Source organism: Oceanobacillus indicireducens (genome assembly GCF_014647195.1).
In the GTDB taxonomy this organism is placed as follows: Bacteria; Bacillota; Bacilli; order Bacillales; family Amphibacillaceae; genus Oceanobacillus; species Oceanobacillus indicireducens.
In genome coordinates this window covers 1-18,967 of the sequence record NZ_BMOS01000044.1, presented here as the reverse complement: position 1 = coordinate 18,967, position 18,967 = coordinate 1, and the positions used below count along the sequence as shown (strand labels likewise).

The 18,967-nt window shown below is 38.1% G+C and carries 21 protein-coding genes; 16 read left to right on the top strand and 5 right to left on the bottom strand.

The window, feature by feature from the left end; genetic code table 11:
• From IEX94_RS17930 to IEX94_RS17920, 3 genes are all read left to right on the top strand, one after another.
• A partial coding sequence (locus tag IEX94_RS17930; RefSeq protein ID WP_188859387.1) for a type II toxin-antitoxin system SpoIISA family toxin occupies positions 1-484 on the top strand: 484 nt, incomplete at its 5' end.
• A complete protein-coding gene (locus tag IEX94_RS17925; protein ID WP_188859385.1) occupies positions 477-638 on the top strand; it encodes a hypothetical protein in 162 nt (53 codons plus the stop codon). The genes IEX94_RS17930 and IEX94_RS17925, both read left to right, overlap by 8 nt.
• Positions 639-730: 92 nt before the next feature.
• Entirely contained in the window at positions 731-892 is a 162-nt protein-coding gene (locus tag IEX94_RS17920; RefSeq protein ID WP_188859374.1) for a hypothetical protein, read from the top strand.
• A gap of 233 nt (positions 893-1,125) precedes the next feature.
• Here IEX94_RS17920 and IEX94_RS17915 read toward each other — a convergent pair whose 3' ends face one another.
• The gene (locus tag IEX94_RS17915) at positions 1,126-1,281 is read right to left on the bottom strand and encodes a hypothetical protein (RefSeq protein ID WP_188859372.1); all 156 of its coding nucleotides are present in this window, start codon (positions 1,279-1,281) and stop codon (positions 1,126-1,128) included.
• Positions 1,282-1,509: 228 nt separating this feature from the next.
• On the opposite strand from IEX94_RS17915, the gene IEX94_RS17910 reads away from it, so the two are divergent.
• From IEX94_RS17910 to IEX94_RS17880, 7 genes are all read left to right on the top strand, one after another.
• Positions 1,510-2,679, top strand: a complete 1,170-nt coding sequence (locus IEX94_RS17910) for a DUF4145 domain-containing protein (RefSeq protein WP_188859370.1) — start codon at positions 1,510-1,512, stop codon at positions 2,677-2,679.
• A gap of 199 nt (positions 2,680-2,878) precedes the next feature.
• Positions 2,879-3,295 carry a (deoxy)nucleoside triphosphate pyrophosphohydrolase gene (locus IEX94_RS17905; RefSeq protein WP_188859368.1) on the top strand — a complete coding sequence of 139 codons (417 nt, stop codon included), beginning with the start codon at positions 2,879-2,881 and terminating at the stop codon, positions 3,293-3,295.
• A 19-nt stretch (positions 3,296-3,314) separates the two neighbouring features.
• Positions 3,315-6,473: a DEAD/DEAH box helicase gene (locus IEX94_RS17900; protein WP_229782789.1), complete on the top strand. Its 3,159-nt coding sequence runs from the start codon at positions 3,315-3,317 to the stop codon at positions 6,471-6,473.
• A 373-nt stretch (positions 6,474-6,846) separates the two neighbouring features.
• Entirely contained in the window at positions 6,847-7,440 is a 594-nt protein-coding gene (locus IEX94_RS17895; RefSeq protein ID WP_188859366.1) for a restriction endonuclease, read from the top strand.
• Positions 7,441-7,636: 196 nt separating this feature from the next.
• Positions 7,637-8,533, top strand: a complete 897-nt coding sequence (locus IEX94_RS17890) for a D-alanyl-D-alanine carboxypeptidase family protein (protein WP_188859364.1) — start codon at positions 7,637-7,639, stop codon at positions 8,531-8,533.
• A gap of 384 nt (positions 8,534-8,917) precedes the next feature.
• Entirely contained in the window at positions 8,918-10,177 is a 1,260-nt protein-coding gene (locus IEX94_RS17885; RefSeq protein WP_188859363.1) for a beta-ketoacyl-[acyl-carrier-protein] synthase family protein, read from the top strand.
• Between the two features lie 29 nt (positions 10,178-10,206).
• A complete protein-coding gene (locus tag IEX94_RS17880; protein WP_188859362.1) occupies positions 10,207-11,943 on the top strand; it encodes a class I adenylate-forming enzyme family protein in 1,737 nt (578 codons plus the stop codon).
• A 266-nt stretch (positions 11,944-12,209) separates the two neighbouring features.
• On the opposite strand, the gene IEX94_RS17875 is transcribed toward IEX94_RS17880, so the two are convergent.
• A complete protein-coding gene (locus IEX94_RS17875; protein WP_188859361.1) occupies positions 12,210-12,683 on the bottom strand; it encodes a hypothetical protein in 474 nt (157 codons plus the stop codon).
• 783 nt (positions 12,684-13,466) lie between these two features.
• Here IEX94_RS17875 and IEX94_RS17870 point away from each other — a divergent pair.
• The 4 genes from IEX94_RS17870 (at position 13,467) to IEX94_RS17855 (ending at position 16,737) form a co-directional block, all read left to right on the top strand.
• Positions 13,467-13,757, top strand: a complete 291-nt coding sequence (locus IEX94_RS17870; RefSeq protein WP_188859360.1) for a hypothetical protein — start codon at positions 13,467-13,469, stop codon at positions 13,755-13,757.
• A 184-nt stretch (positions 13,758-13,941) separates the two neighbouring features.
• Positions 13,942-15,030 (top strand): type III polyketide synthase, encoded by a 1,089-nt coding sequence (locus tag IEX94_RS17865; protein ID WP_188859358.1) that lies wholly within the window; start codon positions 13,942-13,944, stop codon positions 15,028-15,030.
• The gene (locus IEX94_RS17860) at positions 15,027-15,548 is read left to right on the top strand and encodes an isoprenylcysteine carboxyl methyltransferase family protein (protein WP_188859356.1); all 522 of its coding nucleotides are present in this window, start codon (positions 15,027-15,029) and stop codon (positions 15,546-15,548) included. Before IEX94_RS17865 ends, IEX94_RS17860 begins: the two co-directional genes overlap by 4 nt.
• Before the next feature lie 343 nt (positions 15,549-15,891).
• Entirely contained in the window at positions 15,892-16,737 is an 846-nt protein-coding gene (locus tag IEX94_RS17855) for an STAS domain-containing protein (protein ID WP_308425626.1), read from the top strand.
• 68 nt (positions 16,738-16,805) lie between these two features.
• Here IEX94_RS17855 and sspL read toward each other — a convergent pair whose 3' ends face one another.
• Positions 16,806-16,946, bottom strand: coding sequence for a small, acid-soluble spore protein L (gene sspL / locus IEX94_RS17850; RefSeq protein WP_188859354.1), 141 nt, complete (start codon positions 16,944-16,946; stop codon positions 16,806-16,808).
• A 170-nt stretch (positions 16,947-17,116) separates the two neighbouring features.
• Positions 17,117-17,281 (bottom strand): hypothetical protein, encoded by a 165-nt coding sequence (locus tag IEX94_RS17845; RefSeq protein WP_188859352.1) that lies wholly within the window; start codon positions 17,279-17,281, stop codon positions 17,117-17,119.
• 478 nt (positions 17,282-17,759) lie between these two features.
• On the opposite strand from IEX94_RS17845, the gene IEX94_RS17840 reads away from it, so the two are divergent.
• Both IEX94_RS17840 and IEX94_RS17835 read left to right on the top strand, forming a co-directional pair.
• A complete protein-coding gene (locus tag IEX94_RS17840) occupies positions 17,760-17,960 on the top strand; it encodes a CsbD family protein (protein WP_188859350.1) in 201 nt (66 codons plus the stop codon).
• A 131-nt stretch (positions 17,961-18,091) separates the two neighbouring features.
• The gene (locus IEX94_RS17835) at positions 18,092-18,232 is read left to right on the top strand and encodes a hypothetical protein (protein ID WP_188859348.1); all 141 of its coding nucleotides are present in this window, start codon (positions 18,092-18,094) and stop codon (positions 18,230-18,232) included.
• Positions 18,233-18,284: 52 nt separating this feature from the next.
• On the opposite strand, the gene IEX94_RS17830 is transcribed toward IEX94_RS17835, so the two are convergent.
• Positions 18,285-18,740, bottom strand: coding sequence for an SRPBCC family protein (locus IEX94_RS17830; protein ID WP_188859347.1), 456 nt, complete (start codon positions 18,738-18,740; stop codon positions 18,285-18,287).
• Positions 18,741-18,967 lie beyond the last annotated feature (227 nt).

The window sequence follows — 18,967 nt, the reverse complement described above, 5'->3', positions numbered from 1 at the left end:
CTCAAATTTCAATTGCGATAGTGGCTCATTTTTAAGTTACCATATACAGAATCAAGCAAAAGCTAAAATAGACAATTTAACAGTTGTATTGCATGACCATAAGTTTGTGTCGTATACTGAAGATGAGGTATCTTATACACAAAAGTTTGAAGAGTTGATACAGGAATATTCTTCTTTAGAGAATTTAATGATTGACATCATTCCATACAGTACGGATGAAGAAATTAAGGATGTGGAAAAGGATGTTAGCCAGAGGTTCAAGATGAGAAGATGGTTGAGTAAGGACTTAACCTATTTTCATCCAAAGGAAAACTTCTTCCTACATCCATTATATATCTATGATAAAAAGTATGTGTTAAAGGGTACTCCATTAAATGAAACGAAAAACATCACCGAAACGGATGTTCAAGCAATTAATCTATTGTTTATCACCTATTCGCTAATGGTTGAAGTACAACCAAAGGAGGCAGATGTAGATGGGTAAGAATAAAAAACAAATTTATAAGAGCGCATCTGGTATAAAGATGGGTAAAGTCGGATTAAGTCCTGTTAGTAGGCGTGTAAAAAACAGAAATCAGGCATATATTGATGCTTATAAAAGTAGGGAAAAGCAAGGGAAAAAAGTAAAAATAATGTAATTAAGGCAGCACTCAAGAAATTTGAGTGTTTTTTCTTATTAATTTCATAAGTGACATACTTTTTGCATACCTTAACATAAGAGGTGACAAGTATGCAAAAAGAAAAAACGGCAAAACATATAAAGTTTGGAAGAGTTGACGACTCTCCCTATACACAAAAAGTAAAACAGAAGAACAAGTACATTATCGAAGCCATAAAAATGAAAAAAGCAGGACCATTTTGGTTTATAAAACAATTATTCAAAATAAAATAGGCGAAGGAAAGGTGTTTAACATATAAGTTTCCTTGTCAATATAAGAAGTTAAACTTTATTCACCAGGTTTTCCGGTTCTTAGATCGTTGTGTCACTGGTAGCATAACGAATCGCTTGAAATTCAAAGGCTTCTGAGAGGTTTAAAATATCTTGTTTTTCACGGTTAATTTCAATCAATACAATATCCCCTGTTATCAATTGCGGTCAAGTCACTGCCCCCCCTTCCGCATTCCTTACTTCTTTCCGACAATCAGCATCAATTCTTCACCGTTACGAGTTATTTCAATATTTTGCCTTAGCAATTCCTCGATGTCTTTTTCTTTCATATTTAATTCAACAAAAGTGAGTGGTTCCAACTTGGTAGCATGATAATCAGAAATTCTATACATAATGATGCCACTTGTGGTAGTGATTATTGTAGCAGATGATATTACATGTTTGAAATAACAATATAGATCAACTTCACCTATACATATACGAAAATTCGTTCGCTGGAAAGCAACAAATCTGGTAAGATATAGGTAGTAATACATACCCCACAAAATTAAAACTTGCTATCCATAAATACATACATATCAGCAATTTGTTTTAATATTTACATCAAGGGAGAACAGAGAATGGGAAGTTATTTTTATCAGTTTCTAGAAGATATATCAGAAGAATTGGCGAGGACGTTGAACGAACTGGAAAAAGCAATCTACCAAAGTCCTCGCTCGATGTTGACACATAGTAGGACGTTTATTGAAGTATTGCTTGAAAAAGTGATGATCCACGAAAATATGCCCAATGAGCCGTATTTAACGATTAAAACCCGGATTCAAAATTTGGATGATAAAGGGTTGCTGAATGAAGAAGTGAAACATGCATTCCACAAGGTTCGGAAATTAGGGAACGTGGCAGCACATGACACACGGCAATTCAGGTTTTCGGAGTCGCTCACGTCTTGGGAGCATATTCATACGATTGTGAAATGGTTCGTGGAAGTGTATGAATCGTATACGATTGTAGTTCCAGATTATGTGGATCCAATCATGAAACAGGAGCATTCCTATGGATTAGAAGAGATGGCACTGCGCTTCAAGAAAATTGAAGATCTGTTGAAGGAATCGCTTGCGCATGAGAAACCAAAAGATGTCGAATCTGTAGAAAATGAGCTGACTGCAGAAGATAAAACAGAGGAACCGAAGAAGAGGAAGGGCAGGCTTTTATTGCAAGAGGCTTTCAATGAAGAGCCTGGATTTATTCCCGTGCGTGCGATTCACTATGAAGATGACTCCATCGATATCCCCTACTTTTTGCGTGATGCATTTCTACTTCCACAGCGTTTTGAAGAGTCGGAGCGTTTTTTGGTTCGTCTAGGTGGAGAGCAACAAGCTAGAATAATGAGTGAACTGCCGAATTCATTGGAAGGTTTCCATTTAAGGGTAACGCGCTATACCGAATCTCATTCCGAAACATTCTTTAAAGAGTTGAAGGAATTTGTTGCGGAAGAAATTAGAAGGAAAAAGCTGATGAACAGCCGTCCAGGAGAGTTGTTCTTATTCTATAAGTCTAGTGAAATTGTGGTGACGGAGGACTTGGGTAATGTGGAAATCAGTGTAAAGAATTTTACTGGTATGCCTGGGTTGATTGAGCAGTTGAATGAGGATGGGATTGATAAGGTACGGGATTTACCGAAGGAGTTGCTGATTCTTGGGAAGTATCGGAGAGTTGGGAAGAGTAGGGTGGAGAGCTTTTTTGGGCAGCTTGGGGAGGTACAGGGGGATTTGGTGAAAGGGTTGGTGTAGATATTTTTAGCGCTTAGGTTTATCAAGAAATTATTAAAAAATAGGTGACTGTGATCATGTCTCCTTTTTAAGTGCCATACTACAAAATATTTTTTACAAGGAACCATTTGTTTAGTAATTTCAATTAGTTTTATGGAGTGTAGTAGTTTTCAAAAGTGTAGATATACAAGGAAAAAGGCTAAGAATAGGAGGTCAATCATTGATAGTCGTATCAGCAGCAATCATAGCCTCAAATAATAAAATTTTAATAGCAAAAAGAGGCAAAACAAAAAGCCCCCCTAACCTTTGGGAGTTCCCAGGAGGTAAGGTCGAGGAAAACGAATCTCCTGAGGTCTGTGTTGTAAGGGAGATACAAGAAGAATTAAAAATAAACATCAAAGTAAACCGACATTACAAAACAGTCCGGCATACATATGAGTTTGGTGACATTCGATTAATTTCTTTTCTCGCAGAATATGAAAGTGGAACGATTGAGCTTACAGAACACTCTGATTATAAATGGGTAGATATTGAAGAATTACATCATTTTGAGTTTGCACCTGCAGACATACCAATCGTAAACAAATTACTTGATGAGGGTATTAGGGATAAGACCGGGACCTCAAGTGCTCTTTGATGAAAGGGAGTGTGAGTTTTTGTTAAGACAAGGTATCTATGAAGAGATAATCACGAAAGAGCTAAGGCAGGAGCTAGCGTTATTCGATGATACGGAATTTGATATAGAAACCGGAAATTTAGACCCAGAAGAAGCTCGGAAGTTTTTAGCTACCTACATTTTTACAGTAACAAGAAAAGCTTTAAGTTATGTCCATGACCAAGGAAAGGACGATAAAGAAAAACTCTTAAAACAAATCAAAACCTGTAATCAAATCATAGAAACATTGAGTAAAACGGTAGACCAAAACGAATTTGCAAAATTAGAGATTGAAGAAGCTGGGGAAGTTCTGCAATCCATTTACGGTAAGTTAAATTCGATAAGAAGCATAAAGAAAGAACAAACAGTACGACCTGTTACATCTATTTCCGAGAGCTCCCTTTTCACCGGGGCTGTCAATGAGCCGAATATGTTAAGCGAACTAAAGAAAGAGATTCTGTCCGCAGATCATATTGACTTTTTAGTATCCTTCATTAAATGGAGTGGCATTCGTGGATTAATGGAGGATTTGAAAACCTTTACGGACAATGGTGGAAAGCTACAGATTATTACGACCTCGTATATGGAAGCAACTGATTACAAAGCTATTGAAGAACTAAGTAAATTGCAAAATACTAAAATTAAAGTGTCCTATGATATAGAACGGACCAGACTGCATGCAAAGGCCTATATGTTTAAACGAGGAACTGGATTTACAACAGCATATATTGGGTCATCCAATCTATCTAATCCCGCGCTTACTTCCGGACTCGAGTGGAATTTAAAAGTAACGGAAAAAGATTCCTTTGATATTATAAAGAAATTCGAAGCGACATTTGAAAGCTATTGGAATGACCGGGAATTTTACTTCTTTGATCCCCAAGATGAAGATTCTAAGAAGCAGTTACGGCAAGCATTGAAAAAGAAAAATGTTCAAAGTGAACAGGATTTCACCTTTAGTTTTGATATCCGTCCATACTATTATCAGAAAGAAATGCTCGAGAACTTGTGGGCAGAAAGAGAGGTCTATGGTAGATATAGAAATCTTCTTATTGCTGCAACTGGTGTTGGAAAAACAGTGATTTCAGCTTTTGATTTTAAAAATTATATAAGCAAAAATAAGCAGGCAAAGTTGTTGTTTGTTGCGCATCGCGAAGAAATCCTAAAACAAAGTAGAGATACGTTTCGAGTCATTTTAAAAGATGCCAATTTTGGAGATATGCTAGTAGGTGGGCATCAACCGAAGTCAATAGACCATTTATTTGTCAGTATCCAAAGTTTCAACAATACGAAACTACATGAAAAATTGTCTTCTAATTTTTACGATTTCATTATTGTTGACGAATTTCATCATGCAGCTGCCAAGTCTTATCAAGATTTATTGAATTATTTTAAACCACATATCCTGCTCGGTTTGACAGCAACACCGGAAAGAATGGACGGCCAAGATATTACGGAATACTTTGATGGGAAAATTGCCTCTGAAATGTGTCTTACAGAAGCGATTAATCAAAAGCTATTAAGTCCTTTTCACTATTTTGGAGTAAGTGATACGGTTGATTTATCTACCCTGAAATGGAGTGAGAAAGGTTATGATGTCAAAGAATTGGAGAGTGTCTATACAAATAATACCATTCGAAGTAATCAAATCATTAAAAGTCTGTACAAATATGTCACCGATGTGGATGAAGTAAAAGGTTTAGGGTTTTGTGTCAGTGTGGAACATGCGATATACATGGCGAATCATTTTAACAAGAGAAATATCCCTTCGATAGCACTCCATGGTAATTCGGATAAAGAAACGCGAAGAAAAGCCAAAATGGATCTCCAGCAAGGTAAGATTAAATTCATTTTTGTTGTCGATTTATATAACGAAGGGGTAGATATCCCTGATGTAAATACAATTTTATTTTTACGACCTACCGAAAGTTTAACTGTGTTCCTTCAGCAATTGGGTAGGGGATTACGATTAGCAGGAAATAAGGAATGCCTTACCGTATTGGATTTTGTGGGACAAGCGCATAAAAACTATAATTTTGAAGAAAAGTTCCGTGCACTAATTGGTCGAGCGAAGCATTCTGTGGGTCATTACATAGATAAAGGATTCTCCAATTTGCCGAGGGGAAGCTTTATTCAATTAGAAAAGCAAGCAAAAGAATATATCTTACGCAACATAAAAGAAGCAAGTAATACGAAACCCCATCTGCTTAACAAAATGAAATACTTTGAGCGGGATACTGGTTTAGCACTAACGTTCGAAAACTTTTTATCGTATTACCACCTATCATTATATGATTTCTATGGAAGAAGTGGTAATCGCACGTTTCACAGAATGCTTGTGGAAGCCGGCATAGCGCAAGATTTTGTATTTGAAAAAGAGGAGCTTGTTACAAAAAGGCTACCAAAGTTCTTTCATTTAAATTCTAGAAAATTACTGCAGTTTTTTATTCGTTATGTGAGGTTTCTTGGAGAACTTGAAATATCTACTGAGGAAGAAAGATTAATGCAAAATATGCTGTATTATAGTTTCTTCCAAGCAGAGCCAATGAAGGAAGGTTACACTTCGGTAAAAGAAGCTTTACAGTCTATTTTAGCTAATAAACAGATGCAAATTGAAATCATGAATGTGTTGAATTATAACTACGATTCGATTAAGACGATTGAAATTGACCATGATTTCGAATTTGTTACACCATTGACTGTGCATTCTACATATTCGACTGAGCAGATTTTAGCTGCGTTAGGATATTACAATGAAGATAAAAAGCCAGCTTTCCGAGAAGGGGTTAAACACTTTAAGGATAAACATCTTGATATTTTCTTTACCACGCTAAATAAATCTGAGAAAGACTTTTCACCATCTACATTGTATGAGGATTATGCAATTAATGAGAAGTTGTTTCACTGGCAGTCACAAAGTATGTTGACAGAAGAAAGTCCTACAGCTCAGCGATATATAAATCATAGAAAACTTGGACATCAAATAGCTATATTTGTAAGAGAATATAAAAAAGAAAATGGATATACCGCACCATTTACATTTCTTGGTACGTGTGAGTATGTAAGGCATTCTGGAGAAAAGCCAATTAGTTTTATATGGGACCTGAAACATGAAATGCCGCCAGCATTGGTTCCGGTGGCGAATAAGAGTATTATTTAATTTATCTAGTCAAGAAGTGCATCAAGCATGACAACTAAATCTGAGCAGTCATGCTTTTGGTGTTATTATGGGGAAACTACCATTTTACTTTGGCTAATGAAAAGAAAGCTTCTAGAATAAGGTATCAAAAGGAAAAAGTGAGTATACTTAATGAAAGTGATTGGCCTATTATGATTGAATTTCTAGTTGATACTATGATATGAAACCAAGAAGAAAAAACAATTCGTGGAATCAATGGAAGGTTAGCGCTTATTCCAAAAAGTAGTTTATTAAAGGGTTCCTATTGTCAGTCATTACTACATACCCCCCGTATACTTCCTATCAATCATGTTAATAAATATTACTAACATGATAGTTTAGGGAGTGACACAAGATGTTAGTTTTAGAGTTAATTATCGGTTTAGTTCTACTGGCTGCATTCCTTCATTTCCGTTATACAAAAAGGAAACACCAACGGATAAACTCGCTCATTGATCGACATATCGAAGCGAGTGAAGAATTGAAGAAGACTCTTGCTATGGGGTTGTATTTACGATTCAAAAAAGAATCAGCAGAGAAACCGGTAAATTATTCTAGCATTTATCTTAAAGGTGATCCTATTTCCTTTGAATCGTTTGTTGCGGACCTTATGAGAACAAGTAGAGGCGGAAGTATTTGGGTTTCTCCTTCCAGTAATGATCAAGGTGTGGATTTTGAACATACAACTGGTTCCGGATTATATCTAGGCCAAGTAAAATGCTATGAAGAAGATTTGCCTTTTGACCCGATTGCACTCATTCATTCGAATATGGTAAAACGGGATGCGGTTGGTGGCTATGTTATTACTACTGGATCTTTTACCGAAAATGCAAGACACTACGCACGAGGATTAAATATTGAACTGATTGATGGAGTTAAACTTGTGGAAGAATGGTTTGCGGCTTTAAGGCACTCCGAGGAAGATATAAATAATCTGATAGATGATTAGTATCTATTCTTGTTTTTCGTCTCTGTTATATATTAAATAAAGTATGAAGGACAGGTTCCTTTACCATTGTTTTACCGAGAATCAATGGAAGAGGAGCCTTTCCTTTTATTTTTACTTTGATACAATAAATGTATCAATTAAAGGTGCTTTTTTGTTGAGGTATACGATAGGAAAAAATATGTAAAGGAATACTAGTATGAAAAAACTCTCGAGATTTATAAAGATTTTAATCATTGCAGTTGTTATCATATTTGTATTATTTAAAGTAGGGGATAAAATTTATGAATATTTTTCTCCTTTAAGTAATGATGGATATACCAGCCCACATATTTATCTGTTTGATAGAGAAACAGGGAATACTATTTATGAAAAAAATGTACATTCTAAAACATATCCTGCTTCACTGACAAAAATAATGACAGCGATTGTCGCCTTAGAAAATATTGATAACTTATCTGAAATTACCCCAATAGATGTAGAAACATACCAAGATATGGTTGATCAAAATGCTTCGATGGCAGGATTTTACGGGAGAGAGGCAGTCACTTATCGAGATCTGCTGTATGGAACGATTCTAAGTTCGGGTGGTGAAGCCGCCAACTCCTTAGCCATTCATGTAGCGGGAAATGTAAAAGACTTTGTTCAGATGATGAATGCTAAGGCTGCCCAACTAGGGTTGGAGGACACACACTTTACAAATCCAGATGGGCTCCACGATAAAAAACAATATACAACGGCTCATGATATGGCAAAACTTTTAGATTATGCATTAGATAACGGTCATTTTAAAGCGATTTTTACAAAAGAGACCTTCCAAACCACATCAACGCCTGATCACCCTGAGGGAATTTTATTAGAATCAACTGTTCTTACCTATCTGAATAAAGAGGAGCAAAAAGGGTTTGAGATTATTGGTGGGAAATCAGGTACAACCTATGAAGCAGGGCAATGTTGGGCAACCCTCGGAGTAGTAGAAAATCAAGAGTATATAAGTATTGTCATGGGAGCACCACTAGAAGATATTAGTCAACCAGACCAGGCACAAATAACAGACACGCTAAAGTTATTTAAACATATTAAATCTGGAAAATAGTTCATTATCGCTGTATTGTTAGAAGAAAGAAAATAACTACCCCTGAAGCCTCGCAAGCAGAAGAGTAGTTATTTTTTTAACCCCGGCTTTTGCAGTCAAAGTGAGATGAAAATAGCCTCGAACCCATCTGTTTATTGAATCCCCAGCTGTTTCTATTTGTCAAAAAGTTGTAATGTAAACCATCCCCGAGTTCTTTTAATCTCTCCTCATGATAGGCAATGAAAATGAAGTAAGCGCTTTTTTGAAGTATACTAGTTTTATACCTATAATCATCGTTCTAATTAACAAATGATAGATTTTGAATGGTTGCTAATTTTGTTCATCACGAAAAATAGTAGGATGCAACATTTATTACCATAAAATTCATACAAAGGAGCAGTGATCATGAAACAAATAGAGATTGTAGTAACGGGGATGGGGGCTGCCTCTCCATTTGGAATGGGTGTATCGACATTCTGGGATAATTTAATTGCCAATCGTTCTGCTGTAGCGGAAGTGACGGATGAGGAGTTACGTAGGTGGACAAAAGTTGGTGCGCGTGTTCCAGAATTTCATGCAACGGATTTTCTTTCTAAAAAGATTGTCAGAAACACGGATTATTTTACACAGTTAGCATTAATTGCAGCCGAAGAGGCGCTAAAAGATGCAGAATTGTTAAAAGGTGATGGAGAATCCTTTGCAGCTGGCGTGGAAAGAGATCGAATTGGAACAGCGATTGGAACAGCATTTGGCGGTATTCAGTCGCTAGAGCAGGCTTCGGAAAAGCTCGCAACAGGGCGTGCAAAACGAGTTGGACCTCGTATGATTTCCAAGTCGATTCCCAATGCAGCGGCAAGTACGATTTCTATACAATATGGTTTTCGCGGTCCATCTAATACATATGTAACGGCTTGTGCGGCCTCAGCGAATGCAATTGGAGAATCTGCTTACTGGTTTTTCCGGGATGATGTAGATTATATTCTTGCTGGAGGAGTAGATAGCCTTTGGTCCAATGCATTTCTGTCTGGATTAGGAGATGCAGGGGCACTAGCGACTAAGGGGCCGGAAGACTTTTCGACATGGTCTCGTCCTTTCGATAAAGAGCGGACGGGAATGGTAATGGGAGAAGGGGCAGGTTTGTTTGTCCTGGAACCATTAGAACATGCTAAGGCAAGGGGGGCACATATTTATGCGATACTAAAAGGTTACGGGGCTTCCAATGATGCTTATCATGATACGTCGCCGGACCCTGAAGGAACCAGTGCTGCATTGGCAATTGAGCGAGCGCTTCGTTCGTCAGGATTAACTCCTTTTGATATTGATTATATTAATGCACATGCGACGTCAACACCAGCTGGAGATATTGCAGAAACGAAGGCATTAAGACTTATCTTCGGGGAGAGGCTAGATGAAATACCTGTCAGCTCCATTAAAGGAAGTGTGGGACATTTACTTGGTGCAGCGGGAGCGATCGAGAGTATTGCATGCATCAGAGCACTAGAAACAGGGATACTTCCTGCAACACTTCATTCTAATATTCGTGATGAACAAGCACCGTTAGATATCATTCCAAATAAGAGCCGCAAGCAGCGTATTACAACAGCGATGAGTAATTCATTCGGCTTTGGCGGTCAAAATGGAATTCTTATTTGGCAGGCTCCTTAATGAATGAAAGGATGAATGGAGGGACAAAGATGCAAGAAATTCGTTTAAGTGTAGAGCAAAGAAGAGAGGCACTAAAATCGGCTTATCCTAAATGGGAGAAAAAGACAATTGCAGCCCATTTCAAGGAGCAATGTCACCATTATCGGGATAATCCGCTGATTATGATGCCGGAATATACTGTGACATACGAAGAGATTTGGGAAAGGTCACGACGGTATGCCAAAGCTATGATTCATCTTGGTGTACAGCCGGATGATCATGTCGCGATCTTAATGGAAAATGATCCAGATTACATCGCTTTATTTATTGCTTCTTCGATGATTGGAGCTATTGTTGTTCCGTTAAATACACAGCTTCAAAAGGAAGAATTGACCTATATGCTTCGCCAATCGGATACGAACTGGCTTTTCTTACATCAGGTTGCAAATAAAGAAGAACATGCAGAATCATTAAAAGGCGTAATAGCAACCCTCCAGAGGGATGCGGACAGTCCTTTTAAACAGGCAGTTTGCATTCCAATGAAGAAGGAAAAGGCTCCGGCAATTTACCAGCATTGGAATTATTTTATAAAGGGAGCAGAAGCGGTAGAGAATGCGGTTGTTGATCAACGTATGCTGGAAACAAATGATCCTGATTCCTGTGTCGCGATTATTTATACGTCAGGATCTACCGGCTTGCCAAAAGGTGTGATGCTTACGGATGATATGATGCTGCGTTCCGGATTTGCTACTTGTTATACAAGGGCTTATGAAACGGGAAGACGAAATTATGCATCGCTTCCGATGTATCATGTTTATTTTCTACAAGAAGGTTTATTTGCAGCCTCCTTTGTAGGTGGAGGGATGGTTACCTGTCAGGCCTTTCAGCCACTGCAATCATTGGAATTGATGGAAAAATACAATGTGCATGATTTTCTGGCGGTTCCTTCGATGCTGGTAGCTTTATTGAATCGACCGGAAATCAAAAATACCAAACTGAATCATCTCTATGCGTTGTTATGTTGTGCAGCTCCATCACCAGTTCCTCTTTGGAAACGTGCAGTAGAAGAGCTGGCAGTGACAGAGATTGGTACAGGTTGTGGAGGAACGGAAGCAGCTTCTACAACAATGCTGACAGAAATCGGTGATCCTTTAGAAATTATATCGACAACTGTTGGAAAGGTGAAAACAGCTGGAGTAGCAGGAGACCCGGAGTTTGGAAATAAAAGTGTAACATACAAGGTCATCGATCCAGATTCTGGGGAAACCTTACCAAGCGGCTCCGTCGGTGAGTTAGCAGTTCGAGGAAACGTTGTAACAAAAGGCTATTATAAAAAACCGGAGGAAACGGCTTTTGCTATTGATGAAGAAGGCTATGTTCGCAGTGGTGATCTAGGAACCATTGATGAGAATGGCTATATCCGGTTATTAGGAAGAAGTAAAGACCTCTACAAGGTATCCGGAGAAACCGTAGCTCCAAAAGAGGTAGAGGACGTTATATCAATGCATCCTGCTGTCAATCAAGTATACATTGTTGGTGTGCCGGATAAGTTAACGACAGAAACTGGTGCAGCATTCATTGAGTTAAAAGAAGGGGAGAGCTGCACGAAGCAAGAAATCAGAAACCTGTGCCGGGAACGTGTAGCCCGTTTTAAAATACCGAGACATATTTGGTTTGTGGAGGCCTCCGAATGGCCGCTGACGGGAACCGGGAAAATTCAAAAGTTTAAATTACAGGCAATTGCAGAAGAAAGATTGAAAAAAGTAAAACAGACTGGAACAAAATAAATTTGTTTCAGTGTGAGTTCGAATAATAATCGAATATAGAAACGTCTCTAAAGACTTCGTGGCTATATTGTCGGAAAAGAGAAAATAACCACCCTGAAGCCGCACAAGCTGAAGGGTAGTTATTTCTTACTCCCAGCGAGTCGCCCCCTTGAAGGGCTATTATACGCTTTGCCGCTTCATGTGATCAGCATGGAGCAGTTTCTTATATTATGATGATTCTCTACTTAAAGGAATTATGCAAACAAAATGCTTGGGAGTTGCTATGTTCATCCAACAATACCGCTCATTACACAACCCGTTAATTTATTTGATAGGTTTGCATGTCTAAATAGCCAATTTATAAGTTTTGGCTCTATAATAAATTCCTCAGCTCCAACTTTTCCTTCCGTAAACAGCAATGCCAGTTCACTTGTCAACGTAATAGGGATCCCTTCTTGCTTCCATCTTAATTCCGTAACCCAATGCTCATAACTGTCCAAATTTGTCTGGTGAGCATTATACCAATTTAAAATATAGTCGTCTCCAATCATAGCAACTAATTTCATATAAAAATCCGCAATATGCTCCTCGAAGACATTCTCTTTCAAAGTACCTTTCACTGCCTTGTCATCAACATGTAAGCTGTATTGCTCTAAATCGAACCGTTCATTTAAGAAGTTTTTCCATTCATTCTCGGACAATGCTCCAAATGATGTTGCTGTAAAATCTTTTACTATTCCAAGTGAGTAATATGTTGCCATTTTTTCACCTCATTTCTTGTAAATTAGTTGTTAGTTTTCATTCTAACATAATATTTAAAAAATAAAATCAAATAGGGGGTTCGAGAGCAACCACCTCAAATCTATGTTGTTTTACTGCTCTGAGAAATCCAGTTATAGCTGACAATGAATCCGCTTCTCGGTTCGTTCTTAGATAAGAAACGTTTCATAACAACTGCCTCTTTTTAATTACTGTAAGACCTTTCCGATAAGATGTTGCCATTTTTATCAAGGGCTTGGATTTTGAATTGTTCGGGTCTATCGGTTGGGAAAATACTATACCATGCATACAGATCTATGTATTTTTTATGGAACAAAATTGTCTTGCATCCAGTTTTTTCATACGTTATTCTTAAGATAAGGAATCTCATTCTCTAATTTAGCACTCGCTAACATTGGGTTGGGTATGAAGCTAAATGGCGCCACTAGATTTAATGCTCCATACGCCGTTATCCAACCACCTTCTCTCTATAGGAAGATGGTTAACCGCCCGCCATACTTATGTAGTTGTTACACCGATTATAGCATAAGATTTATTAGAATAATAGATTAAATAGAATATATGTTTCCTCTTTTCAGTTAACGTAATGGTATCTAGTTTCTTTTCCGAAAAGGGGGTGCCACAACTTGTGTGCTGCCCAAAACATCGCTTATAGCCACCGATTTCCCCCCCAGTTAAAAGTGCTGTTCCTCCCCGAATCATAGCAAATGTTGTGGAATTGCGAATTAGAGAGATAATTAAATTATATATAGGGAGTGATTTAATTGAGTAAGTGGGCTTTTCATATATTTAACATTATTATTTTACTTTTATTACTGTCGTTTAATCTCTTGGCCTTATTCGGCGCAGGAATAGGTGAAGGAGGAATAAGTTCTGGTATGTGGTTTATTACTGGTTCCTCATTGGTATTTTGGCTCATCTTTTACATTATTCAATTTGTGGGTTCTACTAAAATTTGGAGAATTTCCTGGTTTCTTATTATGGTAGTATTTCTATGGTTTTGGGAAACAGGTCTTGGCTTTCTTGTCGGTGGAATGTGGTTTGATATGAGTTAAAAATATTCTATATCCATTTTGGAGTAGAGGAATCCGTATGACCAAGAACAAAATACGCACCGATAAAAGATTGAAGCTGGCAAGATTCAGCTTCTTCTTTTTTTGAGAATTTACACGTCTATCCATGAATCATAACTCCCAACCTGGGGAAACTATAAAAAATATGAATCCAAAAGGTGAAGTTATGTCATACATATGTTCAGTTGGCACAAGTATCCCGAAATACAACATTAACCAAGAAGAGGTAAAAGAATTAGTCCAGAACGTATTTGGCTATACCAATCGTGAGGTCAAACGGCTACTTCCCGTGTTCGACAATGCCCAGATTGAGAATCGGCAATTTGCCGTAGCTAAAACATGGTTTGAAGAAGAGCACACTTTTGCTGAGAAAAATAGTATCTATCAAGAAAATGCAATCCACTACTCGCTTGAAGCAATTGATGATTGTTTACAAAATGAACATTTCCTGAAAAACTCCATTCCTTATGAAGCGGTAGATTTAATTATTTATGTCTCCAGCTCTGGCCTATCAACTCCCACGATCGATGCTTTTCTGCTTAATGAAAGGCCCTTCCGACAAGACGTCCAACGAATGCCGCTCTGGGGATTGGGCTGTGCAGGTGGGGCAATCGGTTTATCAAGAGCTCATGACTGGGTCAAGGCACACCCTGAAAAAACTGCACTTATCATATGCTGTGAATTTTGCGGGGTGACCTTTCAAAAAGGAGACCATCGTAAAAGTAACCTTGTTGGTACAGCCTTATTTGGAGATGGGGTGGGCGCGGCACTACTGGTTGGAGAGAATTCGCCATATTTGGAGTATAAGAAACAGGCCGTCCCGCAAGTGAAAGGGACGAGTTCACGTACAAAAAAGGATAGCACCGAGGTAATGGGGTGGAATGTAACGAATAGTGGGCTTGAAGTTATTTTTGCAAAAAGCATCCCTTCGCTTGTCGAGTCTTTCTGGAAAGAACATATCGAGCTTTTCTTTCACCAATTTCAAGTGAAAAAAGAAGCAATACACACTTATATTGCCCACCCAGGAGGAGTGAAAGTGTTGCAAGCGATGGAAGAAGTATTAAAGGTGGAAAAAGAAAAATTAAAACATTCCTATAACGTGTTAAGAGATCATGGAAATATGTCGTCCGTCACTGTTTTATATGTCCTTAAAGAATGGATGAAAGAGGGAATAAAAGCTGGGGAGAAAAGCATCTTGTCTGCGTTAGGGCCTGGTTTCTCGTCCGAATTACTGTTATTGGAGTGGAGTGAATGATGCCTGCTTATTTTTGGTGGATTTTTATATTTATTGCGTTAGAGCGTATCGTGGAATTAATCATTGCAAAAAGAAATGAAAAATGGATGTTGGAACGAGGAGGAGTAGAGTGGGGGAGGGAGCATTATAAATGGTTTATTGTTGTTCATCTGTTATTCTTCCTATCGATTTTGACTGAGGTTTCGATCCGTGATAATTCTAGTTTTGTAATGAACAATTATGTATTTGCGCTCTTTCTCCTAACGCAAGCAGCAAGGGTCTGGTGTATTCAATCACTTGGACCGTTCTGGAATACAAAAATCATTATCCTGCCTGACCGTTCTTTAATCAGCAGAGGGCCTTACAAGTATGTAAAGCACCCGAATTATATCATTGTCGGTATCGAGTTATTCATTATTCCCATACTGTTTGGAGCGTATTTCACCGCAATTCTTTTCCCGATTCTTCATATTTCTTTAATGACCGTACGCATTCCAATTGAAAATAAAGCGTTAGCTGAATTAAAGAAAGGGACGTGACAAGCGTTCCTTTTAATTAGGCTGCTAAAGTTATACCTTCTATAAAGGCAATCCGTCTAGATTATTCCTGCTAGCTCAATCGGCAAGATTTGATTCTTTCTCTAATATTTTCACGCTTTCCTTGTTTAGTCACTATAAAATGAGGGAATAAGCCTATCACGTATTAACGGTCTGTAATACCCCCACCTCTAAACAAGAGGGAAAACCAACATGTTAAGGTGGGGGATATACAGTCCGTAAATACCTGATTCTGTTCAACTAACATTCAGTGGGGGGAAGGAATTCCCCACTGAATGAAGTTTCACTTTATGAGCAGTTTTTAATTACAAAAGGGGGGCATCAATTGGCACATACTTACAACGTTCAGTCATTTATTAAGAATAACAGGGAAGATTTCCGGTCGATGCTATTATCGGAGGCTGGGAATGTTACGGAGAAAATCAATCATATTTTAATAGAGGGAAACATTGATCTTTTGAAAAATGCAGAGCATATCTGCCTTTATGTATTGGGAGACAAGGAGAAGGAGCTCATCGCTTTTGCAGAAAAAGAAGGTATTACTTGGGCAAAACACGCTTTGACGCTATCCTTTAAATTGGAGTGGGTGCATGCAATAAGACGCACGTTATGGCATCTCCTTCATGAATATAACCCGTCCGGCACTACTTCAAATTCGCTGGATGATTTTTTTGAGTTGGAGAAGAAAATAAACGATGGAATTGATGAATTTTTAAATACTTTTTTCATCAGTTATTCCAAATACAAAGATGAATTGTTCTTGAATCAGCGAAAAATTGTTGAACATCTGACAGTTCCAATCATCCCGGTTAGCTCTACGATAGCTGTTTTACCGCTCATCGGTGAGTTCGATTCTTACCGAATGGAAATTATAGTGGAAAAAGTATTAAATGAAATAGCAAGATTAGAGGTAGAAACATTGATTATCGACTTGTCTGGTATCCCCGACATAGACGAATATATTATCCATACCTTTCAAACCGTGTTACATGGAATACGAATGATGGGTTCCAAGTCGGTCCTGACTGGCTTAAGGCCACAACTTGCGAAGAAAATAGCCTCTTTAGGAGCAGGCAATACTTTACAGACGGAAGTGAAAGGAACTCTCCAGCAAGCCCTACAGGAATATTTGACGGCGGAATCTGGAAAACTTGAGCACTTACCATCATAAGCAATTATTTCAACCTATTTCTCACATTTAACAAGTAGTTGAACCAGGGACATCCCTGATTCAGCTACTTATATTTTTGTGTTTTTCTTTTTTGCTCGCTGTTCCAATTGTGATTTAGGCTCCTGATTAGCGACATCCTCTGAATACCCTTGTGGATTCACGCTGGATCTAGCTCTTTTTTTCTTTGCATGGTCTGTTTCCTTTGACATGACAGCACCTCCAAGATTTAGTATGTGAAACGTTCTCATATATATACATGACCTCGTAGCGCGAGAAAATCGAAGTGGATAAATTCGTAGTATGAAAAGAATAGGATGAAAAACGTACGACAGCAATGACAAAGCACCCCGTGAAATCCCTAGGGTGCTTAAAGTAAATTTTAGTTAAGAAGATTGTTCCGATACACGTCCATCGTAAGCTTTCTTTCTTTTTCACGTCGTTGATTCAATTCTGACTCGAGCTGTCTAATGTAATGCGGGGGAAGGTCATGTTTTTTCGCCTGAAGCAATGTTTCCTCGAGGTACTTATCCGATTGATTCATCAAGGTGCACATACCTCCTTTTTAATATTATGAGAAACAATAAAAAATTCACCCCGTCCTGGGAGGCACAGTTTGTACGTTGCTGCGACTACTGGATGTGCTAGTGCAAATGCTCTTCGGTGGGACAAGTAATCGCAGTCCCAGATGTTGCGAAACGAATCGCGTTTTAACCTGCAAGAGCGCTTGCGCCTTTGTACTATTATTGTTTCCGCTTACATAGAAGATAAACGTAAAAACGGCTTACAAAATAGGGACAAGTTTATTACAAATTATGACAAAAATAGAAAAGTTGCCTTATGGTCATTCTATGCATAATGTTACGATTTATGAATAAACCAAGAACACTCACAGTTGAAAGATACAGAAGAGTTTGTTGCAGGTAGTTGTGTAGAGATTATATCCGTTGTCCACGCTTCAATGTCAGATGTATGTTTAATAATGATGAAGAAGGGAAATTTGTACACTGAAAGGAGTGGACAACATGAGTGAAGGTTTCAAAAACAAAGTAAGTGGCGAGATTGATAAGGCTAAAGGAGAAGTGAAGGATAAGTTTGGAAAAGCAAGAGGTGATCTCTCCAAACAAGCCGAAGGGAAATTTGATAAGGCAAAAGGTGACGTTAAAAAGGAATTTGGAGAAATGAAGGATAAATTTGATCATGACTCGTCCGACCAAACAAAATAAATAATCTTATAAAGTTAAATGAGAAAGTGCTTTGCATTGCAGAGCACTTTTATATTGTCTCATACGCCCTGCTCGAATAATTCCACTACCAGAAGGGAAACTAATACAAATCTCTAAAGGAGGCTAAATTCATGGAAGAAAATAAAAATCGCCAATTTAAAGAACGTGGCCAAAGTGGCGAGCATCGCAATGGCCGTAAAAGTCAATTTAAGAATTATAACGCTGAAAAAGGAGAGGAACCGAACGAATTTTTGAGTAAGCGAGATGAATGAATTTAACCAATAAAAGAGCGGAGAATCCACACTCCGCTCGAAACGTAAAACCTTAAGCCCGTTCTCCAACTACCTCTTTCATCCTATTCGCAACGGAAGTCGTCAACTTCTCGGTCGTTTTTGGGACAAACTTTTTTAAGATCTTATTAATCATCGGGCTCATCGCTCCACGTGCAGTTATATCTAAATAACCAGTCATTTTCGTGGAATTTTCATCAACTTTCTCTGCATCGAAATAGCCACCACCAGAGAAATTGTCAGACAGACCGGAAAGATTGAAGGTAACAAGGTTCGGTTCTTTCCACTCGGTAATATCAACTTTTAGTTTGATTGTTTTCTTCATGAAGCCTAAATCTCCTTGAAACTCCCAAGTGGATTCGGAGTCATTAATAAGTTCATGGTTGATATAACCGGGGACAAGCGGAGCCCAGTTATTAATGGAACTTACAAACGTCCATACTTTTTCGATCGGTAAATTTAACCGTGTGCAATGTGATCCGTTAGGCATGATTTCATTCTCCTTTAATCAATTTGGTATACTCTTGCTTCATATGCGAGTAAACATCCTTGTATACGTGATTTGTACATATGTACAAAAATTTTCTTTATACAGCTGCATGTTTGTTGAATTAGTTAAATCTTATTATAATTTAAAATTCCGATGATGGGAAGTGGAGGGAATCTTTGGTTTGTGTCAAGATTTTCTCGGTACCCTTTCCACTCCAGTATTTCTGG